At 48.0% G+C, this 26,029-nt stretch carries 24 protein-coding genes; 13 read left to right on the top strand and 11 right to left on the bottom strand.

Features of this window, described 5'->3' with window-relative positions; genetic code table 11:
* Positions 1–2: 2 nt before the first annotated feature.
* Complete coding sequence (locus tag HNR77_RS21290; protein WP_311768656.1) at positions 3–1,757, bottom strand: GAF domain-containing sensor histidine kinase; 1,755 nt, start codon at positions 1,755–1,757, stop codon at positions 3–5.
* An 18-nt stretch (positions 1,758–1,775) separates the two neighbouring features.
* The gene (locus tag HNR77_RS21285; protein ID WP_184188891.1) at positions 1,776–2,258 is read right to left on the bottom strand and encodes an ArpU family phage packaging/lysis transcriptional regulator; all 483 of its coding nucleotides are present in this window, start codon (positions 2,256–2,258) and stop codon (positions 1,776–1,778) included.
* A gap of 648 nt (positions 2,259–2,906) precedes the next feature.
* Between HNR77_RS21285 and HNR77_RS21280 the strand changes: the two genes are divergently transcribed.
* From HNR77_RS21280 to HNR77_RS21270, 3 genes are all read left to right on the top strand, one after another.
* Complete coding sequence (locus HNR77_RS21280; protein WP_111273055.1) at positions 2,907–3,350, top strand: helix-turn-helix domain-containing protein; 444 nt, start codon at positions 2,907–2,909, stop codon at positions 3,348–3,350.
* A gap of 45 nt (positions 3,351–3,395) precedes the next feature.
* The gene (locus HNR77_RS21275) at positions 3,396–3,812 is read left to right on the top strand and encodes an ImmA/IrrE family metallo-endopeptidase (RefSeq protein WP_184188809.1); all 417 of its coding nucleotides are present in this window, start codon (positions 3,396–3,398) and stop codon (positions 3,810–3,812) included.
* A gap of 178 nt (positions 3,813–3,990) precedes the next feature.
* Positions 3,991–5,820: a 5'-nucleotidase C-terminal domain-containing protein gene (locus tag HNR77_RS21270; protein WP_184188807.1), complete on the top strand. Its 1,830-nt coding sequence runs from the start codon at positions 3,991–3,993 to the stop codon at positions 5,818–5,820.
* A 614-nt stretch (positions 5,821–6,434) separates the two neighbouring features.
* Here HNR77_RS21270 and HNR77_RS21265 read toward each other — a convergent pair.
* Positions 6,435–8,189, bottom strand: coding sequence for a proline--tRNA ligase (locus HNR77_RS21265; RefSeq protein ID WP_184188805.1), 1,755 nt, complete (start codon positions 8,187–8,189; stop codon positions 6,435–6,437).
* Between the two features lie 554 nt (positions 8,190–8,743).
* On the opposite strand from HNR77_RS21265, the gene HNR77_RS21260 reads away from it, so the two are divergent.
* On the top strand, positions 8,744–9,418 hold the full coding sequence (locus HNR77_RS21260) for a 3'-5' exonuclease (protein WP_184188803.1): 675 nt from the start codon (positions 8,744–8,746) through the stop codon (positions 9,416–9,418).
* Between the two features lie 33 nt (positions 9,419–9,451).
* On the opposite strand, the gene HNR77_RS21255 is transcribed toward HNR77_RS21260, so the two are convergent.
* The 3 genes from HNR77_RS21255 to HNR77_RS21245 form a co-directional block, all read right to left on the bottom strand.
* Positions 9,452–10,531 (bottom strand): helix-turn-helix transcriptional regulator, encoded by a 1,080-nt coding sequence (locus tag HNR77_RS21255; RefSeq protein ID WP_184188800.1) that lies wholly within the window; start codon positions 10,529–10,531, stop codon positions 9,452–9,454.
* 50 nt (positions 10,532–10,581) lie between these two features.
* Positions 10,582–11,286 (bottom strand): hypothetical protein, encoded by a 705-nt coding sequence (locus HNR77_RS21250; protein WP_184188797.1) that lies wholly within the window; start codon positions 11,284–11,286, stop codon positions 10,582–10,584.
* A 207-nt stretch (positions 11,287–11,493) separates the two neighbouring features.
* Positions 11,494–11,661, bottom strand: coding sequence for a hypothetical protein (locus HNR77_RS21245; protein WP_184188794.1), 168 nt, complete (start codon positions 11,659–11,661; stop codon positions 11,494–11,496).
* A gap of 318 nt (positions 11,662–11,979) precedes the next feature.
* Between HNR77_RS21245 and HNR77_RS21240 the strand changes: the two genes are divergently transcribed.
* The 7 genes from HNR77_RS21240 (at position 11,980) to queF (ending at position 16,339) form a co-directional block, all read left to right on the top strand.
* Entirely contained in the window at positions 11,980–12,435 is a 456-nt protein-coding gene (locus HNR77_RS21240; protein ID WP_184188791.1) for a hypothetical protein, read from the top strand.
* 18 nt (positions 12,436–12,453) lie between these two features.
* Complete coding sequence (locus HNR77_RS21235) at positions 12,454–13,158, top strand: AIM24 family protein (protein WP_184188788.1); 705 nt, start codon at positions 12,454–12,456, stop codon at positions 13,156–13,158.
* 417 nt (positions 13,159–13,575) lie between these two features.
* Positions 13,576–14,265, top strand: a complete 690-nt coding sequence (gene queC / locus HNR77_RS21230) for a 7-cyano-7-deazaguanine synthase QueC (protein WP_184188889.1) — start codon at positions 13,576–13,578, stop codon at positions 14,263–14,265.
* Entirely contained in the window at positions 14,265–14,756 is a 492-nt protein-coding gene (queD, locus tag HNR77_RS21225; protein ID WP_111273712.1) for a 6-carboxytetrahydropterin synthase QueD, read from the top strand. The genes queC and queD overlap by 1 nt, the downstream gene beginning before the upstream one ends.
* 148 nt (positions 14,757–14,904) lie before the next feature.
* Complete coding sequence (queE, locus tag HNR77_RS21220; RefSeq protein ID WP_260410749.1) at positions 14,905–15,615, top strand: 7-carboxy-7-deazaguanine synthase QueE; 711 nt, start codon at positions 14,905–14,907, stop codon at positions 15,613–15,615.
* A 57-nt stretch (positions 15,616–15,672) separates the two neighbouring features.
* Positions 15,673–15,861: a hypothetical protein gene (locus tag HNR77_RS21215; protein WP_184188785.1), complete on the top strand. Its 189-nt coding sequence runs from the start codon at positions 15,673–15,675 to the stop codon at positions 15,859–15,861.
* Complete coding sequence (gene queF / locus HNR77_RS21210; RefSeq protein WP_110897191.1) at positions 15,848–16,339, top strand: preQ(1) synthase; 492 nt, start codon at positions 15,848–15,850, stop codon at positions 16,337–16,339. The genes HNR77_RS21215 and queF overlap by 14 nt, the downstream gene beginning before the upstream one ends.
* A 204-nt stretch (positions 16,340–16,543) precedes the next feature.
* On the opposite strand, the gene HNR77_RS29975 is transcribed toward queF, so the two are convergent.
* A complete protein-coding gene (locus tag HNR77_RS29975; protein WP_222125695.1) occupies positions 16,544–16,660 on the bottom strand; it encodes a putative holin-like toxin in 117 nt (38 codons plus the stop codon).
* Positions 16,661–17,048: 388 nt separating this feature from the next.
* On the opposite strand from HNR77_RS29975, the gene HNR77_RS21205 reads away from it, so the two are divergent.
* Positions 17,049–18,323: an MFS transporter gene (locus HNR77_RS21205; protein WP_184188784.1), complete on the top strand. Its 1,275-nt coding sequence runs from the start codon at positions 17,049–17,051 to the stop codon at positions 18,321–18,323.
* 128 nt (positions 18,324–18,451) lie between these two features.
* Here HNR77_RS21205 and HNR77_RS21200 read toward each other — a convergent pair whose 3' ends face one another.
* From HNR77_RS21200 to HNR77_RS21185, 4 genes are all read right to left on the bottom strand, one after another.
* Positions 18,452–19,855, bottom strand: a complete 1,404-nt coding sequence (locus HNR77_RS21200) for an MFS transporter (protein WP_184188782.1) — start codon at positions 19,853–19,855, stop codon at positions 18,452–18,454.
* Positions 19,856–20,021: 166 nt separating this feature from the next.
* Positions 20,022–21,188 (bottom strand): hypothetical protein, encoded by a 1,167-nt coding sequence (locus HNR77_RS21195; protein ID WP_184188780.1) that lies wholly within the window; start codon positions 21,186–21,188, stop codon positions 20,022–20,024.
* 44 nt (positions 21,189–21,232) lie between these two features.
* Positions 21,233–22,453: a metal-dependent hydrolase family protein gene (locus HNR77_RS21190; RefSeq protein ID WP_184188778.1), complete on the bottom strand. Its 1,221-nt coding sequence runs from the start codon at positions 22,451–22,453 to the stop codon at positions 21,233–21,235.
* 15 nt (positions 22,454–22,468) lie between these two features.
* Complete coding sequence (locus tag HNR77_RS21185; protein WP_184188776.1) at positions 22,469–23,527, bottom strand: Glu/Leu/Phe/Val family dehydrogenase; 1,059 nt, start codon at positions 23,525–23,527, stop codon at positions 22,469–22,471.
* Positions 23,528–23,721: 194 nt separating this feature from the next.
* Between HNR77_RS21185 and HNR77_RS21180 the strand changes: the two genes are divergently transcribed.
* The gene (locus HNR77_RS21180; protein ID WP_184188774.1) at positions 23,722–25,773 is read left to right on the top strand and encodes a helix-turn-helix domain-containing protein; all 2,052 of its coding nucleotides are present in this window, start codon (positions 23,722–23,724) and stop codon (positions 25,771–25,773) included.
* The last annotated feature ends 256 nt before the right edge of the window (positions 25,774–26,029 follow it).

Below are 26,029 nucleotides of genomic sequence, written 5' to 3'. Positions count from 1 at the left end.
CTTTATTCGGATTCAAACGGAAGTGGAATAACGGCGGCTATGGTGGTTCCCTTACGTGAAGAACTCCATATATCCAGTTTTCCTCCCAGTGATTGAGCACGTTCTCTCATAATGGACAGTCCGAGTGAGCTTTCAGAGGCTGGCTTCCGTCTCTTGGCCCCACCTTTTCCCCGATCCGAGATCGTGAGTTTCGCTTCATGTTCATTGAACTCCAGCAAAATATTAGCCGATGTTACTCCCGCATGCTTCCGAACATTGTTGAGCGCCTCCTGACCAATGCGCCACAGACCTTCTTCCACTGAACGAGGAATAGCGCGCAGCCCCTTACGGTCGGCAATCACCTGAAGCCCTTGCTTCGCCCCATACTCCTGCAATGCACTTAACAGTCCCCCCTCCAGTCCGGCTGGACGAAGCTGCATAATAAGTGCACGCATTTCCTTGAGGGCTTCCTGGGACAAAGCTCTGATATCTTTCATAAATTCTGCGGCAGGGTGCAGAGGCTCTGTACCTGAGAACATGCTCTCTGCACCTCTCGCCGTTAACGACAAGGAGAACAAAATCTGATTCACGGAATCATGCAGATCCCGCGCCAGCCGATTTCGTTCTTCCAGCCTTGCCAGTTCGCGCCGGTGATCAGCCAGCTTCAGACTTTCCTTGGCTGCCACAATATGCTCTGCCAAAGCCTCCAGCACCTCACTGTCTGCCCTGAGCAGATTCGATGAGCGCACTCCAGTGGCAATCACCAGCACTCCCGGCTCGCCCGGTGTATGATAAGGGATTGGCACGCCAATTCCCGATGAAAGTTCATAACACTTCGTACCCGCTGTACACGGACTGAACATTTCAATCAGTTCATCCGCTGACAGCATGGCGGCCCGATAATGATCAACAATCCGATCCAGTAGATGAATGCCTTCCATTGAGAAGGAGGCTCCTGAATCCATCCATACCTTACCTTCTGCATACATCGCTTGTAAGTGAAAGGTCCCTTGCGTCTGCTGCATGAGCGCAGCGAACGGCCAGTCAAAATGCTTGCCGAGCAGTCCTGCAACAGTACCCGGCAATGCATCTGCCTCAGTACATTCGTTAACACGAAGACTTAGTGCTGAGCCAAAATCCCCCAGACGGGCATAGAGATCAGCCCGACGCTGCTCTGCACGATACAGGCGCATCCGTTCCATTGCACTGCCAATCTGGTAAGCCACCGCCTGCAGAAGAGCCAGCTCATTGTCGCTGAAATGCTGCTTGCCAGGCGCAGCAACGTTAAGAAGTCCAAGCATTCGCTCACCCGAGCGTAGTGGAACCGTGGCATGATGAGTAATATCGGCTGTATCTCCCCACTGGAATTCCACGGCATCCTCCAGCCGCTTGCAGTTGATAATATTTACCGCATACTGCAATCTGCCATCCCGAAAACGATTGACACACCAGCATGTTCCCACCCGCATCGGCTCTTTATCATTCCGCATCAGGGCGTGGGGCAGGTTGTAGTCAGAGATACAGGTATATTCTCCACGTTCATTAATGAGAAAAAGCCAGCCTGCCGTTAATCCGGTCAATTCAAGCAATTTGCCAACCACCGTATCCAGCATCAGGCTGAGATCGTTGGAGGTATTCAATGTTTCCGCAATGGTTTTTAACGTGACCATTTCTTGCATTCGAACCTCTTCCGGCATATTACGCTCTCCCCTTCCGCAGCGGCATTCCGTCATTTTGTCCCAACTATTGTAACCAATCCCCGGTTGAGATGAAAGCATCAACTTCGAGCAGGATGCTCAGCCAAGCTTCTGCCTTTCTTTTCTTCTCGATGACAGAGGCTCCATATTAATCAGACCGCGGTCGGACAAAGCAAGCGCCATTTTGTAAAAAGCACGGGTGCGAATCTTGGTGTACGTATCCTTGCTCACTGGCGGGTCAAAAACATGGTTATAGATTTTATAGTCAAACACGTCATCATCCTTCATGTATCGCTCGCGCACAAGCACACGTTCCTTCTCGCTGAGCCGGGACACAATATGGTCAATGGTATCACAATAAGCCCGCCGGGCACGCTGCACGTCCACATTAAAGATCGCTGTTTTGGCTGTGGAATCCCCCGTGACGTGGGTAGCACCATGCAAACGCTCCGTATAACTTGCCGTCACCTGCACCTCCCGTTCCTCAAAAGCAATCGTTTTGTAGATTCGGTACTTCTCCAATACGGCCTCAACAGCAGCCTGCGTTTTACGACGATCCAGTTCCGGTAACAGCAATTCCATATTTGTCATCATTGATCTCCTCCTAGTATTAGGTTCATTTATATCTCACCCATTAATCTTCTGTATCTCGCCATTCATCTCACAACATTGTGGCAGCTTGTAACGTCATTAAATCCAAGAACAGACTCTATCTATAGAATTGTTCCAATTCTATAAATCTTAACGTTTTCTGATATATTGCCTTTTGGAAACAATCCTCATTTACATTTTGTTCGTACATTGTTCGTATTTCTACTAGAGGATACCACTTTCTGGAGATTGGAGTAAACCTTCATTTTGGTTCGTTTAGACGATAAAATAAAACCCAAGCTTTCATTTCCGATACCTTTTGGCATAATTTATTCAAATCTCTTTACCTAATGGTATATATACGATATAGTACAGATAATTACTGAACTCGCATAAGTCAATTGTGGTTTATGTATTAAGATAATGTTTAGAGCAGCACGTTAACGAAGAGGACAGAACAAACCGGAAGAAGCGAAGCGTTCGCCTTTATCCCCGGATTTCTCCCATCGGAGAAAATTCATCAGAAATCTGGGGATAACAGCGATCGGAAGGTTGTTCTGGCATCGGAGTGTTCTGTGCAACACCATTCTCTTATTTCATAATGACAAGCACTTGTGACGAGTCGAAGGAGTGGCATGAATTGTGGAGCACGCTTTTGGTCCTTATATGAAACAGCTGCGCGAGCAGCAAGGATTCAGCATTAACCAGCTCGCTGAAGCAGCCGGAATAAGCAATTCACAGATTTCACGTATTGAGAATGGTGTACGCGGGGTGCCTAAACCGATAACCATCCGCAAGATTGCCGATGCTCTCGGTGTACCTTATACCGACATGATGAAACAGGCAGGCTATATCGAAACAGGCCAGGCTGCCGAAGTTCAGGATGTACCCGAATGGGCAACGTATAAGGACCGACGGGATTTCAAACGAATGCTGGAGGATGAGGATGACCTGATGTTTGACGGTATACCGCTGGATGAAGAGGACAAGAAACGAATCAAGGACGTACTTACAGGTCTGTTCTGGGAAGCCAAACAAATGAATAAACGCAAAAAGCCAGGCGAATCGGACCCGCGCTCATGAGGCCAAGACACGAGCTCAACTTACTGAAATTGCAGGTGAGATCATATGGATGACATCGTAACCAAGCTGATTCGAAAACATCGAACCAATTGTCCTTTCAGCATTGCCCGCGCTGTAGGTATACAGATTCGGTTCACCAATCTGGGACAATCAACCAAGGGGCTGTATTTCCGCAAGCTTCGCCGCAGATTTATCGTCATACACAATGACTTGCCCCCGGAATGGCAGCGATTTGTATGCGCACATGAGTTAGGTCATGACAGACTGCACAAAGGAATCAATCGTTTCTTTCTCGAGGAGCATTCCTATTTCGCTCCGGGCAAGCTGGAGAGACAAGCAAACCGTTTTGCTATTCAGCTGTTGACGTCTGGCGTTATGCCGGAGCCCGAGGAATCCCTGGAGAAATTTTGTTTGCGCACCGGGTTGCCACGTGAAGCGCAGCATTTTTTTTACACCACATAAGAACATACGTTCTCTAACAGGTGATGAAGCTCTTTTTTTCCATAGACATAATTGCATGTCACTTTCAGGTCACTTATTTTTACGCGAATTACGAGATTTCCCCATTATAGTCTGCTAAAATACTACATGAGCTGTGTAAACACTCTAATAGATTACTATTTTGGGAGGTTTCGGATTGATGAAAAACTGGAAAAGCGTTGTTTCACTTCTGTTAACGGTTTGTTTACTGTTCGGCAGTGTAGGCATTGCGGCAGCAGCGACGGATACCGCTTCAGGCACAGGCAAACACATCACCATCCTACATACCAATGACATGCATGCTCGTGCAGTGGAACAGTCCCCTGCCATGGGTTTTGCCAAAGTCGCAGGCATCGTTAATAAATATCGCAGCAATAATCCAAATACACTTCTGCTCGATGCAGGTGATGCCGTACACGGTACTACGTTTGCAACCCTCGTCCGAGGTGAAAGTGTTGTAAAAGTCATGAACGAAATAGGTTACCAAGCCATGGTACCGGGAAACCATGAATTCAATTATGGCTCTGATCGTCTGCTGGAGCTGGCAAACATGATGAAGTTCCCGATGCTCAGCGCTAACGTGAAGAAAAAGGACGGAACTCGTCTCTTCGAGCCTTATATTATCAAGGAAGTAGACGGTGTGAAGGTTGGTATCATTGCCCTGACTACACCGGAAACGATGTATAAAACAAACCCGAAAAATGTAGAAGGTCTGGACATTACCGACCCATCTGCAGAAGCCAAAACACTTGTGAATGAAATTCGCGGTAAAGTGGATGTGGTTGTGGTTCTTGGGCACCTTGGACAAGATGCTTCCAGCACCGATACCAGCTTCAAGGTTGTCAAAGACGTGCCGGGAATTGATGTATTCATCGACGGGCACAGTCACACGGTCTTGAAGAATGGTCTGGTGTCCGATCACGGCACATTAATTGCAAGCGCAGGGGAGTACACCAACTATGTAGGTGTCATTGACCTGTGGGTAGACGGCGGCAAAGTAACAAAGAAAACAGCTGCTCTCGTTGATGAAACCATCGCCAAAGACATTAAACCTGACGAGAAGGTTGCCGCTCTCGTAAGCTCCATTCAGAAGGAACAGGAACCGATCCTGAAGGAAGAAGTAGCTAATACGGCTGTACTGCTAGAAGGCAAACGGGAACAGGTTCGTGCCGGGGAGACCAATCTGGGCGATCTGCTGGCTGATGCCATCCGTGATGTCAGCAAAGCCGATATCGCCTTAACAAACGGCGGGGGCATTCGTTCTTCCATTGAAAAGGGCATTGTCACCAAAGGTGATGTCATTACGGTTCTTCCTTTTGGCAATCAGGTCGTTACGCTTGAAGTCAAGGGCTCCGATGTGCTTGCAGCACTGGAGAATGGTGTGGGGTCCTACCCTGAACCAAGTGGAGGTTTCCCGCAAGTGTCCGGAATCACCTTCAAAATTGATGCCTCCGCTCCAAAAGGCAGCCGTGTGCATACGGTGATGGTAGGCAATAAAGCCCTCGATCCGGCAGCTGCTTACACCCTTGCAACCAATGATTTCACAGCTGTTGGCGGTGATGAGTACACCATGTTTGCCAAGTATCCGGTAGCAGGCATGTATGGTGCAATGGATGAAGCTCTGATCAGCTATATGCAAAAGCTAGGCGCAGTAACGATCCAGACGGACGGTCGGATCAGTGAAGGCAAAAAGGCTGTCGTAGAGCCGGAAGCTCCAGGTTCAGGAAATGAAGCTCCGGTGACAGTTCCGGCACCAGCGCCAACTAAACCTCAACCAGTGCAGCCCAAACCGGAGAAACCTGCGAAGCCGGCACCGGGTAAACCAGCTCCAGCTCCAGCCAAAGTGCATATTGTTAAATCGGGAGAGTCTCTCTACTCCATCTCCAAGCAGTACGGTACAACATGGCAGACGCTGCAAAAGCTGAACAAAATTAAAAATCCACATTGGATCTATCCAGGTCAAACGTTGAAATTGCCCACGGCTTCATAATCGGTAACAGGATCATAGGTTAACTCAATTAAGAAAGGGAGCTTCTCGACCAGAATAATCTGGATGAGGGGCTCCCTTCTCTTCATTATCCATAGTTTAAAGTTCTCATTATGCTAAGTTTAAAGTTCTCGTTATGCTAAGTGTAAAGTTCTCGTTAAATTTGGAAGTGCCCTCTGTGTTTGCAGACATTCTCAAAAATAAATCCCTTGCAACCCTCAACCTCACACTTTCACGTTGTCTCCACCATCCTGAACTATAACCCATTTGCTTGCAACATCGGTATTCATCACGTTTGCCATTCAGGAAGGCTGCAACATTTTCTGCGCTTGCTTTGCGTAAAAACACTTGGGATGCTGTAATTTATCATGCGTTGTTTATGCTTAAAAGTAAATTAGCCGAAATGTTGAGAGCATTAAGCTTCGATTATAGTTACTTCGTATGATGAATTCCTCAATTTCCATTCATGTATACGCCCAGAGTCCTCACTTTCCAGTAAAAACAAGCACTTTCACGCTGCAAAAGGCCCATCGACATAATATGCAGTCCTATAATATACATCTATGACATCTCACTTCGTATATCTATCTCATGCGAAGCTCCTCTTTGCATGAAGCTCATCTCATCTGGATTTGTTCCATGACATAAGTTATCGCTTCCTGTGCAGTCAACTGGATTCGACTCGTTTCACCAGATGCGGCCAGCTGGTGTGAGCCCAATTCCACTTTTGCTTCAGCCGCACCTCTGCCAACGACGATATGCACCGGCAGTCCAATTAACTCCGCGTCCTTGAATTTCACACCCGGGCGTTCGTGCCGATCATCTACGAGCACACGCAAGCCGCGATCCAGCAGCTGCTGCTCCAGCTCAAGAACAAGCTTCTGCTGCTGCTCCTCCTTCCAGCTTACCGGAATCAGATGAACATCGTATGGCGCTACGGATGCAGGCCACCGGATACCCGTCTCTGTGGCATGCTGCTCCGCAATCGCTGCCACCAAACGAGATACCCCGATGCCATAACATCCCATGACAGGTGCACATTGACGACCATCGCGGTCCAGGAAAGCTGCTCCCATGGCATCACTGTACTTGGTGCCCAGTTTGAAAATGTGCCCAACCTCGATGCCTTTTGTGAACACCAGCGGTTCCCCACAAGCTACGCAACGATCTCCTTCCGCAGCAAAGCGGATGCGCTCCACCTGGTCCAAGGCAAAATCAATTCCCGGACGTACACCAGACAGATGCATTCCGGCTTCATTTGCTCCGGTTATGGCTTGCTGCATAGCGGCTACGTCCACATCGACGATTATCCGTAATCCCAGCCCCACGGGTCCAAGATAACCAACAGCAAGCTGAGAATGTGAGGCGAGCGCTGCATCATCTGCCAGAACAAGCTCATCCGCTCCAAGCACCTGCTTCAGAGCAATTTCATTCAACTCATGATCCCCTCGCACAAGCGCTGCAACCAGTTCACCATCGGTCAGGTAGAGCAAAGTTTTAATCATATGCTCTGGCTTTTTATTCAGAAAAGAGCTTAACTCGGCAATCGTGCGCACATCTGGTGTCGCAATACGTGATACTTCAGACGCCTTTCCTGCTTCCCTCTCTTCCCTCTCTTCCTTTTCCTCCATGTGCTCGACAGACAAGGAAGACTGAAATGCTGCCTTCTCCAGATTCGCAGCATACCCGCATTGCTTGCATGTCACAATCGTATCTTCGCCTACATCAGCCAGCGCCATGAACTCATGTGTCTCTCCTTGTCCCCCAATGGTACCGGCGTCAGCTTCAACCCGAAGATAATTCAGACCGCAATGCTCCAGAATGCGGCAATACGCTGAATTCATCGCCTGATAGGTATGATCCAGTTCATCCCAGTCTGCCGCGAATGAATAGGCATCCTTCATGATGAATTCACGTCCGCGCAGCAAGCCAAAACGCGGGCGTCGTTCGTCCCGAAACTTGGTGCCAATCTGGTACAGTGTGAACGGCAGCTTGCGGTAGGAATTGACCTCATCGCGGGCCAGCGCTGTAACCACTTCCTCATGTGTTGGTCCAAGCGCAAACTCCCTTGTGTGCCGATCCTTCAAACGCATCAGCTCCGGGCCGTACTGTGTGTATCTGCCAGATTCCTCCCATAGTTCGGCTGGCTGCATGATTGGCAGCAGTACTTCCTGACATCCGGCACGGTCCATCTCTTCCCGCACGATTCGCTCCACGTTCAGCAGTACCCGGCGGCCAAGTGGCAGATAACTGTATATGCCTGCCGCTAACTGACGAATCATACCCGATCGAAGCAGCAGGCGATGTCCGGCCGCATCAGCCTCTGCTGGCGCTTCACGTAATGTAGGGACAAGCAGTTCACTTTGACGCATCTTTATAACACTCCTTATTGGTCTTAATAATAAACATGTTCCTGAATTCGGCTTAGACAGCAAAAAAGACACATTCGTCAAGGGACGAATGTGTCGTGGTACCACCCTTATTTAACTGCATACACGTCTGCTTCATGCCCTGCGTGATGATATACAGTCCTATCGAGCATAACGGGCCCTTCCGGCGCAGGTTGCAGCCCGTTACCGACACGGACATTCCCCTTCGCAGCTAACGAGGTAGGAATTGCGCGTCAGCTGCAGGAATGTTGCACCAATCCATTCCCTCTCTGGTGAAGCCGGCCTGCGTAATCATGTCCTCGGTAAACGCTGTTTCCATTTTTGATCACATTAGAACATTTATAAGCACTTGTCAACAAACACCTCTGGATGACCGGTCTTGAAACGAAATCCGTAACAGTGCTGACACGACTCCAGGTTCACTGTAAAATAGAGAAATAACATTTCAAGGATTACACCGTCGGCTCCCTTATGTCACATCAAATGCACGGTTTTCCTTAATAAAAAAATGGTTCCTTGATAAAGGAGTTTGTCTTATGCCCTATATTATCTATGATCTTGAATTTACAGTAAGCCGCAATACACGCTACTCCTCTGAAATTATTGATATCGGTGCCGTTAAAGTAAGTGAGGACACCAATGGCGTGCTTGCTGTCACCGACACCTTTCATACGTATGTTCGGCCATCCAACAAACCCGTTCTGTCTACGGACACGGTTCAGTTCACAGGCATCACTCAGAAAGACATTGATGCAGCCCCTCTGTTCCCGGCAGCGTTAACTCGATTCATCGAATGGATGGGCGCTGAACCTTATTATATGTGCTCTTGGGGACCGGATGATCGCAGCAAGCTTATCTCCCATTGCCGCACACATCAGCTGGATGTGGCCTGGATCACGAATCATAATGACCTGCAGCAGCAGTGGTCGCGAGTCATGCGCAAAGACGGCAAGTTCCGTCAGCTAGGCCTTGCCCAGGCGCTTGAGCTCTGCGGCATTGAATTCGACGGTACACAGCATCGTGCTCTGGATGACGCGATTAATACCGCGAAAGTGTTCATGCACCAATTTGATCAGTTTACACTGGAGCATAACTGTGCAGCCGATGATGAAGGTGTAACCTCGAAAGTGGTATACTCTAGCGCTGCGCAAGATGAGGAGAAGGAGTCGCCATTTGGCAACCTTGCCAATCTGTTCAAAACCAAAGAATAGGCTTGCTGCCGGGCTATTATATCATCATGCTTGTTACGAATCGTCGTATACCTGATGCCAGCGCCTAAGATGCTCTTTCATCAGGATACGGCAATGTTTCGGTTCAAGAATCTCCGCCTCTGGTCCATACTTGGATATCCAGCTCAGAAATTGATCAACATCGCTTAATACCGTTTCAAACAACAGGGTACCTTCGGGCTCAATAGTTACAATGGGGGCTGTTAACAAACGCTCTTGCATCACGTGTTCCACAACAAGGGAAGAAAATCGGATTTTGACTACAGCCCCTTCCGAACTTCCTTTCATTGTCCGGGCAGTACGGAAATAAGACTGGATCAAGTAATCATTTTTGCGGAAGGTGCGAGGCATCATTCGTAAATCATGCAGCCGGTTGACCTGGAACGTCCGCATGCTCTCGGATAGATGACAATAGGCTACAAGCTCAAATTGATATTCTCGCGGGATCAAAAAATAAGGATCAATACGAATGGTTTCCTTCTCCCCTTGGGACTGGTAGCTCCCTTCAACGCTGTTTTGTGAAATTCCTGCCTGGAGCAGCGTAATGAGGGATAAATTCGGCTCATCCCCCTGCTGATCTTCCCACCCATTGGCTCCCTCTCTGAACATTCCGCTGATCTGCTCTGACCATTCCACCTGATCGGTACTGTGCTTCAGATTCGAAGCAACCACTTTCTCATAAGCACTCTCGAATGCAGGCTTGAGCAACGGACGGATATCATCCATCACTTCTGCCAGCTGCATAAACGCCTGTGCTTCCTCATTCGACCAATTAAGCGGATACATAGCAAAATGGCTGATAAACATGTACCCTCTTCCGTGTCCCATATTGGCGATCGGGATATGCATTGCACTGAGGGCCTCCATGTCGCGGTAAATCGTCCTTTCCGTCGTCTCGCATCGCTCGGCAAGCTCACGGGCTAAAATACCTGGCTTGGCTTGTACCAGCGTGATAATGCGCATTAATCGGATTAGTCGGTCTGTCATTTTGCCAGGCCCTCCATGGTGTTGTTTCAAATCGTAGGATACAGCTCCATCCTTGACTGGTATAGTATTGATGTATACATTCGACTTGTGGCTTGACTTCACCTTCATAAAAAATATGTAAACTCGTTCTCTCTATAACGTTACTACTCGGTTTTATTTTATTCACTTAACATCGTGTTCTGGCGATTATGATAACCGGTCGTAAACGTAATGCCATAGTGATAACGAAGCTTCTCAACAATCTCGGCTTCAGCGTAATAATCGAGATCCTGCTTGCGCGCAGCTTCGATCAGCAGTGCATCCGCATGACGGCGCAGCAGCTCGCTTCCCTCTTCGATGCGCCCTCGTTCATAAGCACGTAAAGCCTGTTTCAGTAATGGAACCGTTTCGTTCAATTTAATCGTTTTTTCGACTTTCGGGTCCTCTGGCTGGCGAAGCATGCCCAGATGACTTGTATATTGAATATAAAGCTGTTCTCTGCGAAGCAGCACACGCTGACTCTGCTTCAACTTGCGGGTACTCCAGTAAGCAGAGCATACTGCCGCTTTGCCGGAGAAATGAGGTCCTACAGCGAATTCCAGCAGAATCTGTTTGCTTTCCCCCTTGTATACATCTCCAAGCCGAAGGACCCAGCCAATATCTGTCTCTTTGGAACGGCATCCATAGATGCCTTTCAGATGAACTCCGTGTTCCGGTTTGAGCAAAAGCTCTAAATCTCTCGACATAATTTTGGGTGCTATTTTCCTAAGTCTTTTGGCAGGGGCTCCGTACCGCCACTCTACCATCATATACACGGGATCGGCCCCCCCTGTCGGTATGGCCTCTTTATTCCACGAATAAGATACTTCAAAGACTGAGTTCACTGGTAGTCTCTCCCCCGATTTATGTGTATTATCTTCTAAGTTAGCAGGGTGAATGGACACTATATTGTCACGGAACATATGTTCCCGTCACTTTTTTCCATTATATTAGTTTTCTCTCCCTTGATCCGCCTAGAAGCGACAATAAACGACGAAAAAGCCTGGCTATTAGCCAAGCTTTTGACACACCTCTCTATGACAAGTCCTATCTTACACGGCAGGAGGATTAATCTCCAGGTTGTGCATGTACTGTACACAATCCGTTTCAGTAACAGGAGCATAAGTTACACTGTCAATAATAAGTTTGCGTCCTACTGGCTCACCGTTTACGGTAATTATAATCGTTTTCGTTAAAGTGTTATGATTTGATGTACTCATATTATTCTACTCCTTCATTTCACAAAATTCATTTAAATAAAATCTATTTGGTATACGGTAATTTATTACATATTTACGCACAGCATATACGCAAAAAAGTATTTTATATTTTCGAAGTTTCGCTCTCCTTGTATTACCCCATCCGATCTAGAATTAAACATTTGTTTCATTTCGAAATTTTTAGGCCTTTTCGGGTAATAAAGCTTATCCTCTTGAACCCTTCGTCCCGTTTTTGACGTATAATGAAAGAGCCGTAATTCAACAAATGCCGACGAATTCGGCAGCCGATCCATTTTACCGAAGAAAGAGGTGTGAATGATGCCAAAATCCATTCCGGGTTATTTCATTCGGGTGTTACTCAGCACATGTATACTTTTCACGATCACATTAGCTTCCACTGCTCATGCAGCGAGTGCCAATATATTTTCGGATATCTTCAGCGGATGGGAGCGCGTCTCTGAACTGCCTGGAGAAGTCAATGCCTTGCAGGAAAGCTACAAGCAGACACTGGAGCAGTTAAATCAGGCCTCTGCTCAACTGGGACAAGCCCAAGCCAGCGTGGAAGCCTTTAAAGCGCAGAATGAACAGCTGCTGGCACAGAATCAAAAGCTCACCGAGATGGTCAGCAAACTGCAAAATGAACAGGATGCCAGAACCGCTACAGCGCAGCGTATTCAAACGATGGTGATTACTGTCGTTTCTCTCATTGCAGGTTACTTCCTTCTGATCCGTGTGATGCGCTGGGGAATGCGCCGCCGGTCAGGCCGAGTATAACAGAACAGGAGCAATGGCATGAACATACATCTGAACCACGCTGAAGCTGGTACAGCCGGACAAGTGGTTACTTTTTCACTGATACAGGACGACCGTCTTCACATTTTGCATCCGCAGCAGATCGTTGCGTTTCGTGGCCCCAGTAACAGCAGGCAGGATAAGTTGCTGAACATATCGGGCATATATCGCAAAAAAAAGCTCATTAAATCGGAGATTACCGGCCCTTGTCAGTTTGTCGCCGCTCTTCCTCCCGGATTTACGATGAAAGAAGTACAGCTGTCCGAGAATAGTGATCTGCTCTATGATTTTCGTCATTTGTTCTTCTATACTGACGGGGTCACCATGCATACCAAAATTCAGAAGATCAAAAATATGCTGATCACCCGGGATGCCGTCAAGATGAAGTTTTCGGGCGAAGGCAAGATCGGACTGCTGACGCAGGGGCAGGTATGCCAGCAGGAGCTTCACCCCACCGCTCCGCTCTATGTGGACGCCGGAAGCATTATAGCCTACCCGGAGAATGCTCATCTGGAGCTGACCGTATACGGGAATAATCTGGCCAGCCAGCATATGAATTATCATTGGAAAATGACAGGACACGGCTCCGTACTCTTCCAGGCTGGACGTGAGAATTACAAACTGCAGCAGGACGTGAACGATGAGGGCTTGTTTAAACGGATATTAAAAGAAGTTATTCCCTTTGGTAATGTGATTATCAAATAACAGATCCAGGGACTTCTAAAATATATGCCGATTGGTTAGAGATGTGGTATACTGTACCCGGACAATTAAAGAAGAAAATCCATGCCCTTCGGCATGGGAGAGGTTCGCGAACTCCCTCTACAAGACTGGACCAGCTTATGGCATATTGCTATCGGTAAAGGTCAGCTTACAGTCTTGCGTACAGCTCTCCGCGTTCAGATGTTACACAGACTGGCTTCAAACAACTTTTGAAGTGCTGTGTATGTTGACACGGTGTACGTAAAAAACTAAGGACATTTTCTTATTGCAGCTTTTTTGAAGCTGCCATTGAGAAGGTGTGTTTTTTGATGGATGCCAGTTCATGAACTTCTCTGTTCTTCCGACATTCCTTGCTGCCATGCAGGGGTGATCTCAAGAAGATGGAGAGGTTTTTTTATGTTGAACGAAGAAAAAGCTGTCGTTGTATTCAGCGGCGGACAGGACAGTACAACTTGTTTGTTCTGGGCGAAGAAACAATTCGCCGAAGTAGAAGTCGTTACGTTTGATTATGGTCAGCGCCATAAACTCGAGATTGAGTGTGCCGCAGCCATTGCCAAGGATCTGGGTGTACAGCAAACGGTACTCGATATGAGCCTGCTGAACCAGCTTGCTCCTAATGCACTCACACGTTCCGATGTGGAGATTACACATGAGGAAGGCGAGCTGCCAAGCACCTTCGTGGATGGTCGAAACCTGCTATTCCTTAGCTTTGCAGCTATTCTGGCCAAACAAAAAGGCGCTCGTCACCTGGTTACAGGTGTATGTGAGACAGACTTCAGCGGATATCCCGATTGCCGGGATTCATTTGTGAAGTCGATGAACGTGACCCTTAATCTGTCGATGGATTATCCTTTTGTTATTCATACTCCATTGATGTGGCTGGACAAAGCTGCGACATGGAAAATGGCTGATGAGCTCGGCGCTTTTGATTATGTGCGCGAACGTACGCTTACCTGTTATAACGGTGTCATTGGTGACGGATGCGGTGAATGCCCTGCCTGCAAGCTGCGCAAAGCCGGGCTGGATCGCTACGTACAGGAACGGACGACTGCTCTGGAAGCAGCGCCCTCCACTGGAGTGGATGCATGATGAGAGAACCAGGGACATTTCGGATTGTTGAACGTTTGCAGCGGATCGATCAGGATATTCTGCCCTCACAGCTGAGATATCATCGCAAGCGTGTACTGGTTAGCAAGGAGTTTACGTTTGATGCGGCGCATCATCTGCATTGTTATGAAGGCAAGTGCAAAAATCTGCACGGGCATACGTATAAAGTCATTTTTGGTATCAGCGGTTATCCGGGTGACACCGGGCTGACGGTTGATTTTGGACATATCAAGGACATCTGGAAAAGCCGCATCGAAGGTTATCTGGATCATCAGTATTTGAACGAAACGCTGCCCTTAATGAATACAACGGCTGAAAATATGGTCGTCTGGCTGTTTGAACAGATGGAACAGGCTTTACAGTCCGAGCCCTACGCGGGACTTACCGACGGCGCTCGGACCGAGTTTGTGCGGCTCTTCGAAACGCCAACCAGTTATGCCGAGGCGAGACGGGAGTGGATGATCGATGAGTAGTGCACAGGATCAGAAGCAGGTCAAAAGCACATTTGCAGTTGACATGCATGAGGATGTGCTTGCGCAGAACGAGCCGGGTCCGGCTAATCTTTCCACGCTGGCTACAGATCGACCTCAAGCTCAAGCTAAGGAAGCACGCATCCCGGTGATGGAGGTATTTGGTCCGACCGTACAAGGCGAAGGCATGGTGATCGGACAGAAAACGATGTTTGTGCGCACCGCGGGATGCGATTACCGCTGCTCCTGGTGCGACTCGGCTTTTACCTGGGACGGCAGCGGCAAGGGCCAGATTCGCATGCTGACGCCGGAGGTGGTATGGGATGAACTGCGCCGCCTGGGCGGCACACGTTTCTCCCATGTGACCCTCTCCGGCGGCAACCCCGCCCTGCTGGCTTCGCTGGGCGGGCTGGTTGCCCTGCTGCGGGAGAACGGCGTCCGCACCGCGGTCGAGACGCAGGGCTCACGCTGGCAGCCATGGCTGGCGGACATTGACGAAGTCACGGTCTCGCCGAAGCCACCCAGCTCGGGCATGGACACCGACTGGGCGGTTCTGGACGATGTGATCGTCCGGCTGGCTGCTGGCCCGTCAGATCGAAGCCATAGTCTGAAGATCGTGATCTTCGATCAGACAGACCTGGACTATGCTCGCCGTGTGCATGCACGGTATCCGGGCACAGCTTTATTTTTACAAACGGGGAACCCGGATGTTGCTTCGGCGGATACGCCAAATCTGGCGGCCTCCCTGCTGGAGCGTTACGAGTGGCTGATTGATCAGGTAAGTGCCTCGGATGATTTGAATAATGTGCGGGTGCTGCCTCAGCTTCATACGCTGGTATGGGGCAATAAACGCGGAGTGTGACCCTTTTTCCTGCCAACATAACCGTACTACTCCACCAATCATTGGGACATGTTTTGAATGAACTTTATGTGTGGAATGGACGGTTTTGGCGTTATGGGTGATATGGGCGGCATGATGTATATTGGCTTTAAGCATTTTCAGAAGAAATACAGGCTGTTCCGCCTGTCACTATATATGCAAGATTATTGCGAGGCCTGCGGCTTCGACTGGATAAGAGGAGTGTTTGTACCCTATGAGACAACCTGACGAGATGCAAGATGTAACATTGCTGGGCAACCAGAATGTGAAATATACGTTTGAATATGATCCGGGCATACTGGAAAGCTTTGATAACAAGCACCCGTACCGTGATTATTTTGTCAAATTCAACTGTCCCGAGTTCACCAGCCTGTGCCCGATTACGGGTCAGCCTGACTTTGCAACGATCTACATCAGCTATATTCCCGATATCAAAATGGTCGAAAGCAAATCACTCAAGCTGTACCTGTTCAGCTTCCGCAACCATGGTGATTTTCACGAGGACTGCGTGAACATTATTATGAACGACCTGATCAAGCTGATGGACCCGCGCTTCATCGAAGTCTGGGGCAAATTCACCCCGCGCGGCGGCATCTCCATCGATCCGTACACCAACTACGGCAAGCCAGGAACCAAGTACGAGCAGATGGCTGAACACCGCATGATGAACCACGATATGAACCCGGAGACGATTGATAATCGTTGATCAATTGACAATGGTATGGAATTGGTAAAAAGCTATCATTGTACATGTGGAGTTTTGGGAAATGTTGTGATAAACTATAGTCAACAAGGATAAAATAAAAAGAGTAAGGATGCGTCAACATCCTCACTCTTTTACAACAGCCGCTTTCAAGGGCGGTGGCTGTAACCGGTAATTGAAATAGACCATTACCTTAGTCGGGGCGGTCTATTTCTTTTTGTTTTGATTATTCAATGCAATGACGATTGTTACGACCAGTCCAATCAAGGTTACCGTAAACCCCGCAAAACTGATCATCAGCGTCAGAACATCTTTTATCTCCACAGGCATCACCTCCTTACACAGGAGACTAGCCGACCACCCATTCAAGCCATTCTGTTGTTGTAACATATTATACCATATCTACTAACCTGTGGACATCCATTTGATATAAACATAACTGTATGCCATCAAGCAATGCAATTGAATTACTCTCGTAGACAGATGATCTGATTTTTATTTATTTTTAGTTTTATACAGTTAAAGGTTAATATTATCCTCACTGATCATTCTCATCTTTCTCATCTTTCTTATTCATCTCATTTTCCTCTTTCTCCCCTGTTCCCCTTGTCGCTTGATGCAATCTATCCTATTATGTAACAATATGCTTAATTGCATAGAATCTAACATCAGGCGCTGATCCCTCGTGACCGCGACCAAAGGAGAACTGATTATGTCCACTCAAACCACTTTAGCCAAGGATGCCACTGCGCGTTCCAAGGCCCCGACCGGATTGGATGCCCAAGGCACCGTATACCGGATTCTTATTGCCATCAGCCTGGTGCATCTGTTCAATGATTCTATTCAGTCTGTGATTCCGGCGATTTTTCCCATTTTAAAAGATTCCATGCACCTGACCTACACACAGATTGGCTGGATTGCGTTTGCGATTAACTTCACCGCGTCCATTATGCAGCCGGTCGTTGGCTGGTTTGCTGATAAAAAACCGCCCCCGGCGATTCTGCCGGTTGGCATGGGTTTTACGTTCACTGGCATGCTGCTGTTAGCCTTTGCTGACAGCTATATGATGGTGCTCATCTCCGTCATATTTGTCGGTCTTGGCTCTGCTGCCTTCCATCCAGAGGGTTCACGAGTATCTCACATGGCTGCCGGCCCGCGCCGGGGGTTGGCTCAATCCATCTTTCAGGTAGGCGGCAATGCAGGGCAATCCCTGGCTCCGCTGCTGACACGCTGGATTTTCATCCCGTTTGGCCTGTTCGGAGCGATCGGCTTCACCGGAATTGCAGCGATGGGCATCGCCGTTCAGCTTTATGTTGCACGGTGGTATGGAAAAATGCTGCAATCCGGTGCATACCTGCGTAAACAGGCGGCAGCCCGCCGAGCTCCCAATCCGGCCCTGCGTAAGAAGATTGCCGCGGCGATTACTATTTTAATCCTGCTTGTATTTGTTCGTTCCTGGTACGTTTCGTTGATCGGCAGCTTCTATGCCTTTAACCTGAAGGAAGCCTTTGCATTGTCTACAGAGGATGCGCAGATTTATATCTTCCTGTTTCTCGCTGCTGGCGCACTGGGTACGTTCTTTGGCGGCCCGCTCGCGGATCGGTTCGGTAAACGTAACATGATCTTCCTATCGATGGCTGGAGCCGCACCGCTGGCACTGCTGCTGCCTTATGCCAATCTGTTCTGGACGGGCGTGCTGCTGACGATTATCGGCTTTATTATGTTATCCAGCTTCTCGGTAACCGTTGTATACGCCCAGATGCTCATTCCCGGCAAAATTGGAACCGTCTCGGGTCTTATCACAGGCCTCGCTTTTGGAATGGGTGGCATCGGCGCGCTTGTGCTAGGCAACTGGATCGACGCCATAGGTGTATCACCTGTGATGCAGCTGTGCAGCTTCCTGCCGCTCATCGGCATTTTCACGTTTCTGCTGCCATCCGATAAGCTGCTCCATCGCTGGGCACAGGAAAACGGTAGCGAGGAGTAGATTTAAACAGTGCATTTGCCACTGATTAAAACGACAAAAGGTTCCTGCTTGTACTGTTCAATCAGACGAGCAGGAACCTTCTTTTTCTTTTTCTCTTTTCTTTTTTCTTCTTCTCATATTATCACAGTCTAACCTGTTTTTTGTCTGCTCCAGCCTCGCAGCCCTGCCAGAATAAGCACGACAAACAGAGCGGCAAAAAAATCAAATGCTCTCTGCAAGCCAAACCACTCGGTCATCAAACCCAGACCAATAGCAGGTAACACAACGCCAAGATATGTTCCTACATAAAATAAAGATAGTACATCTGCACGCCACTCATCCGAGGTCGTTTCATTCACAAGAGCCAGGCTCCCTGCATAGAGCGGTCCATACCCCATGCCTACGCAAACGATAGACGCACACAAGCAAATCATTGACCCGGTGTGTACCGTTATTACCAGCAGCAGCAGCCCAGCTCCGATCAGCAGTGTCCCGAATAAACCCATGCTGCGAAGCTTCCAGCGTGCACTTCTGAATTGAGCCAGTGCAGCAATAATTAATACGATAGCCACAATAAGCCCGGACAGGACATAGCTTGATTGTCCGATCCATTCATTCAAATACATCGGAATTGTCGAGCCATACAGGCTTGTAATCCCCCATGCTACAAATGATGACAGCACAGCAACACTGAATGTTTTTGTTCCCGAGCGTGGAAGGGTTGGCATATGAAGCCTGTATCCAGAAGTTCTGCCGGATAATTCAGCACGGGAGCTTATGAGACAGAGGAGTCCTGGGATCATAAGCAATAAATGCACGACGTAAGGGAGCTGTGCCGGATACGGCGTATATTGTGCCAATATGCCGCCCATCATAGGCCCTAGCGCATTTCCTGCTGTCACAGCGATAGCACCAACCATTGCGGCCTGCCTTCGATCCTGCCTTGGATGCAGCTGGGTCAGAGCAGCAACTGTAACTCCGTTGAATATGCCTACGGATATCCCCTGCAGAACTCTGGCGACCACGAGCATCGGATAACTCGTAGCAAAAAGCAGACAGAGTGTGCCTGCCATCGCGATGATCAAGCCGGGCACGAGAAACCGGCGAAAGCCCCCACCGGATAACAACTGCCCAGTGATTATGATTGACGGAATAAGAGCAATCGCATAAGCAGCAAAAGCAATGGACAGCATCCCGGGTGTGAGATGCCACTGCTGCTTGTATATCGCATAGATGGGTGAAACAAGATTAAGACCCATCACTGCGATAAACAGACCATATGCGGCTGACCAATAGGAGAAACGCTTCGAGGAGCGTGTGCGCACCTTGTCCAGCCGGATGACATCCGGTAGCTGCTGTAAAGAATCCGAGATTCTCTCCACGCCTTCATCATCCAGTTCAGCTTGAATGCGTACGCGGGACACATGCCGATCTCGCGATCTTACCGTGGCAATATTATCAATATTGATCCCCAAACCAGCAAACAGATTGGATATGCGCGCCAGCACGCCAGGGTGATTACTCACCGTCACCGACAAGACACACTCCCTCATGACATCCCCTCCTTATAAATACCCGCCTGCTTCCGAGCAGACGGGCTTGATTTTCGGCATGAAGTTCGCATGAAGTTCGATGATAATGTATCATCCTATTTTGTTTTGAACAGCTTTACTGCGATTAAACACCCTAAAGCAGAATATGGATCGCTTGTTTGTCGATCTACAACGTATTCACTAGGATGGAGGCTACAACGATAGAAGCCGTGGTTACGGTAGTAAAGCCGCCAACAAGCATCGGCGTGAGTATTTCATCCAGAATGACTTTACGTTCTTGCTCATCTTCTGTAACCGAGCGACTAACTTCCTCACAAATGATATAATCGCCGGGAAAACCAAACATGGCTGTCAATGCCACAGGAATGCCTTTGAGCGGGTCCCACTTGAGCATCTTGGAAGCCACAAAGCCACCAATAATGATACCCACTGCCGCGATTACAATGATCAGCAGTACAGGGCCCAGGGACTGGATCAGTGCATCATACGTCACTCCACCTGCACTGGACATAACTACAACGATCAAACCTACCATAGCTGCCCCGGTTGTGCCTGCCTTGTCCATGATACGAGCCGGGAATATGCCTGCCATATGTCCCAGAATACCCAACAGCAATGCCCAGATACTGTAGTTGATCGAAGTCAGACTGTTCAAAAGCACAGCCAGGCTGCCTGCCAGGAAGAGCAGGAACAGCAAAATGGGTGGCGTCTGAAAGCGACTCGGAAGCAATGATTTGGTTGTGTTGACTGCATGAGGATCAGCACTTCCAACAACCGATTTATTTTCAAAAAAACCTTGCCCCTTCACCTTTAACACATAGCGACGTAGCAGATTCGTTGCAATAGGCATACCGAATAGAGAGTGAATCGCCATAATGACGGCTGGGATTGTAATCAGATATGCAAGATTTAATTCCTGGAGCTTCTGCGTTGTAATCAGGTAAGACAATATTCCACCTACAACCGGACTTGCTCCCGATACCGCAACAGCATATCCATAGATCGGTGAAACGATTAACAGAATGAGTACTGTTCCCGTTATCGTCGCAATGAGCGAGATCAGTATGGCTTTATACTGCGATCGTATCAGTTTAATCGGAATCAGGGTGCCCATATGAACCACAAGCGGTGCAACCATCAGGCTTCCGAAAGCGGTCAGGGCAGAGGTTTTGACGATACCTTCCGGGAAAAATCCAGCCCAGCTCAGCAGCAGGAATCCAACCAGAATAATGAGCAGCGAAGGAATACGTGCTCTGGACCATATTGAAACTAATTCACCTACGGCCAGAAGAAGAAGTAAAATAGCGGCTATAAAAATCGGCTGACTAAACATGTGGATTCCCCCGTTCTCATGATGACTCATTTGCTCATTTTAAATCATTTCAAGCGCTCACCTTCAAGATATACTTGCTCTATATTACTGTTTGTCTGCAGCAGCCTGATATCCGACAACGGATTCACTCCCAGTACAATAATATCTGCCAGTTTACCCGCTTCAATTGTGCCGATCTGTTCGCTCATCTGCATCGCGGCTGCAGCAGAACGAGTTGCAGCTACGATCGCCTCCATCGGTGTGAAGCCCACATCGTTCACAAGCAATTCAAGCTCCAGTGCATTCCCTCCATGCTCTACAGGAGCACATGAACAGAAATCCGTACCAGAAGCAATAACTACCCCGGCCTTGTGAGCTGTAATCATATGCTCGATATGCTCCTGATACACAAGCTGTGCCTTGCGGATGCCGAATTCAGGCACCCCGAATTTATGTCCTTCCTGAATGATGCGATGAACGATGGATAAGGTCGGCACAAGCACTGCCTTTTGCTGCAGCATAAGTTCAATGCCACGTTCATCGATGTAAATCCCGTGTTCAATCGTCTTGACTCCAGCCATCAATGCGTTAATAATTCCCTGCGTCCCTTGGGCATGAGCAGCCACATAAGATTGAACCGACTCTGCTTCATACACAATCGCTTTGAGTTCATCCAGGCGAAATTGGGACCAGCGGGGATCATCCTTCTCGGACAACACTCCACCCGTAGAGCACACCTTGAGGAAGTCTGCCCCTTCACGAAACTGTGTACGCGCCGTCTTGATGCATTCATCGACTCCGTCACAGGTTGTGAAAATATTCATTTCACTTGGAAGCATGTGAATGTCTGCATGTCCACCTGTCTGACTCAGCATATGTCGGGAGGTTTTAATTCGCGGTCCTTTCACGATCCCCTCTTTCATCAGATCACGAATATATACAGCGACATGACTGCCGACATCCCTTACTGTTGTAAAGCCGGCCTGAATGAGCTTGGGCAAATCCTGCAAGGCTCGTCCCATCTGCATTTCGCTTGGCTCCAGAGCGACTTGTGCCATATTCAGTGATTTGGGACCATGAATATGGACGTGGGCATCAATCATGCCGGGCATGATCGTTTTACCATGAAGCTCGATTACTTCTGTTCCCTCAGGTACGACAAAGTTGCTGGCTGGGCCGGCATACGTTATCTTTTTTCCCTCAATAAAAACTCCACTATTCTCCAATGGTTCCCCACCACTGCCATCAATAAGCGTCGCCCCGGTTAACCACATTCGCTTCTCCATTTCACAACATCCCTTCTATGCTATAATCATTTGTTTTTTATATTGTTCAATTCGATGAATCGCAAGCATGTCTGCCGCCCGGAATGCAGGAATATCATGCTGTCTGGCCAGTTCAAAAATGGTACCTAACTGCTCATAAATTTTCGCTACATTATTAAGCGCCCGTTCTCGCTCATATCCCTGCAATTCATCAGCTACATTGATTAGTCCACCTGAATTAACAACATAGTCAGGTGCATATAAAATTCCGCGTTCATGCAGCAAATCACCATGGCGTTCTTCCCGAAGCTGGTTATTGGCTGCACCGGCAACGATCCGAGCCTTCAATAATGAGAGTGTGTCGTCATTAAGAATACCGCCCATCGCACATGGTGCAAAAATATCACATGGCACTGTATAAATCTCGTTAACCCCCACTGCTGTAGCATTGTAATCTCGCACGGCCCGGTCTACATGCTCCTGAACCACATCGGTGACGATAAGCTCGGCACCCGCTTCTTTCAGAAAACCGCATAAATGATAAGCTACACTGCCAACTCCCTGTACAGTCACCACTTTGCCGGACAAATCAGGAGAACCGTAGACTTCATTCACTGCCGCACGAATTCCTTGAAATACGCCAAATGCGGTTACTGGTGAAGGATTGCCACTGCTTCCGAATTCAGGAGAAACCCCTGTCACATATGGAGTCTCCTGATGAATATAATCCATGTCCATTACAGTTGTGCCGACATCCTCGGCAGTAATATACCGTCCCTGTAGTGTATTCACATATTTGCCAAACGCACGAAACAAGGCCTCACTCTTGTCTTTTTTGGGATCACCTATAATTACAGCCTTCCCACCGCCAAGCTGAAGACCAGCCGCTGACGCTTTGTAAGTCATACCGCGAGCCAGACGAACCACATCCTCCAAAGCTTCCTCCTCCGAGGCGTATGGATACATGCGTGTTCCTCCCAAGGCAGGTCCCAGCGTAGTATCATGTATGGCGATGATAGCCTTCAAGCCCGACTGCTTGTCTTGACAATATACTAATTGTTCGACACCATAATGATCTAATAATGTAAATGTCAATTTGGTTCCCCCCAGTTATTGCGTTAGATATATTGACATTATAGAAATCATTGCTGCTTAAAGTCATTGGAGAATCCTTCAGAATTCTTCATAAAAATATGTGGCTATCCACAATTGACAGCTATTTTCTATTTCAATCGACAGTTCAATATGTTAACTTATATAACAAATTCATCAGATGAGAGTTGATTGTTATGGAGCCGTGGTTGGACTGGTTGAGAAATACTTGGGGTACGACAGATATCCAAATATGGAGACGGGACAGGTATGATCAGCAATGGCGATGCTGGTATCCGTTAGCCGCAACAGATGCTGACCCTCTTGCCCCGGGCTGGCTGGATGATGAAATCTTGGGCTCGTCAATGATGATGTCAAATAACATACAAACGTTATCCTTCTCCATAGAATTGCTGGACCATTGCGAGATCAGAGTGGTATTGCCAGAAGGAATTATTGCTTCGACTGATCAATGTATGCTGCTGGAGTACCTGATTCGAGATACGCTCATGAAGGAACAGATCGCTATTGAGCGTGCACATCACGAGCACTGGTTGGGGGGACTTAGAGAATTAACCAGTTCTCTTGATCTGAACAATCTATTGTTTAAAATATTGGAGAATTCACTCAAGGTCATTCCTGCTGCTTCCAGCGCGTTATTTATGATGATTGACCCGAATACCCGGAAATGGGTGTCCAAAGCCCAGATTGGATTCAAGGACTCCATCTATCAAATCACCTCAGATATTGAAGAAGGTATTACCGGTACCGTATACCGTGAAGGCAAGGGCAAAATCTATGAAGTCAATACTCCGGCATTTGAGGAAACCGTTCGCACTCTGAGTCTTGAGAATGCTCGCATCTTCGCAGAATCCAGCCACTATAGCGGGTTTGCCAAAAGAACCATTGCTGTGCCCGTTACGATGAAAGAGGACCGAATCGGTGTTCTGCTTGTTTATCAATATAAAGATGCCAAGCTGCTGAATGAGAGCGATCTGATCAAGCTTCAAGGCTTCGCCGACCAAGCAGCTATCGCTATCTCCAATGCACGCATGGTTAGTGAACTTATTGAAACGAATGGATATCTGGTTATTCGAAACGAAATTCATAATCTATTCACTCAGCTGTCCATGGATAGCCGTTCTTTGCCAGAAATGATTCAGGCTGTTGAAAAAAATATAGGGCTGCCTACCCGCTTTGTTGATCTCACCAAGCAAGAGTGGTACCCTGTGCAGCACAACGTGCCCTTTACCGCTTCAGAACTGGACCAGACTTTGGGTAAAAATCTGGAGCCCGTTATACTCGATTCGGATGGGCCCTTTCCGTATTATATTTTCCCTGTTCATAACGGCCCGCTGCTTGCCGGGTGCTTTGTTGTACAGCTAAAACGCCCGCTGCGTCCACTGGATCATGATATTCTGGAGCAGGGAAGCGCCGTGGTCATGCTGCAGTTGATGAACACCTACTCCATGACAGAGATGGTATACCGACGGAGAAGAGATTTTTTCGAAGAGCTCATTCAATATCGGGAGCCTGCCGAACTTTCGGATAAGATACAGCGCTTTGGTCTGTCTGGTCAAAAATCAATGTTTGTCTGCCTCTTACATCTGGCGGAAAATGTTCAGGATCTCAAGGAAAGTAACGTTTTCATGCAGCGTTTGATCGCTCTTATTGAGAAGGAGCTTTCCGGGGAGAGCATGCTATTATTCAGTTCACATGACAAGGTTACAATCCTGCTTCAGGCGCAGCAATTGCGCAGCCAACAACAGCTTGTCCGCAAGTTGAAAAGCTTAGTAAAACAAGGCGCTACAACGGGACTCCCCCCTCTATATGGAGGAATCGGGGGATTGTATTCCGGCTTGGAGCAAGTAGCCAAAAGTCATGAGGAAGCATCACGCACACTGCTCTTTCTTCGCAAAAGCCAGCGCGCAGGCATTATGCAATATGAGGAGATGGGCATTAATCGGTTGTTTCTGCAGCAGGATATGAAAGAGATTGAGAGTTACATTTATGATGTGCTTTCCCCTTTGCGCAGTTATAAATATCAGGCAGAGGAGCTTGAACTAACGCTGCGTGTATATATGGAAAATAACCGTTCCATGTCACTTACAGCGGAACAGCTTCATATTCATCCCAACACGCTGTACACACGGCTGCGTAAACTGGAGGAGATTCTGGCCCTGGATTTGAATGATAGTGAGGACTGGATGAAGGTATATCTTGCATGTCATTTAAGCAAAATCTACTAGTCGGCGATGCAGCGATGCAGCTTCCTGCCGTTCATCGGTATTTTCACATTTCTGCTGCCATCCGATAAGCTGCTCATCGCTGAGCACAAAAAAAAACGGTAGTGAGGACTAGTTCGTCTCTATTTTTCATCAGGGAGAGGTTCACAAGGGTAGCCGGTGTAATACTCATTCTTTCACAAATAGGTTTTGTGACAGGCGTTTTCCTCTTAACGTTTGGATTCTCTATTCTATTAAGTATACAAGGCTCCTGTCATTC

Source organism: Paenibacillus sp. JGP012 (assembly GCF_014203995.1).
GTDB lineage: Bacteria > Bacillota > Bacilli > Paenibacillales > Paenibacillaceae > Paenibacillus > Paenibacillus silvae.
Note: the sequence above shows the minus strand (reverse complement) of the source record. Positions and strands in the feature narration are given on the sequence as shown.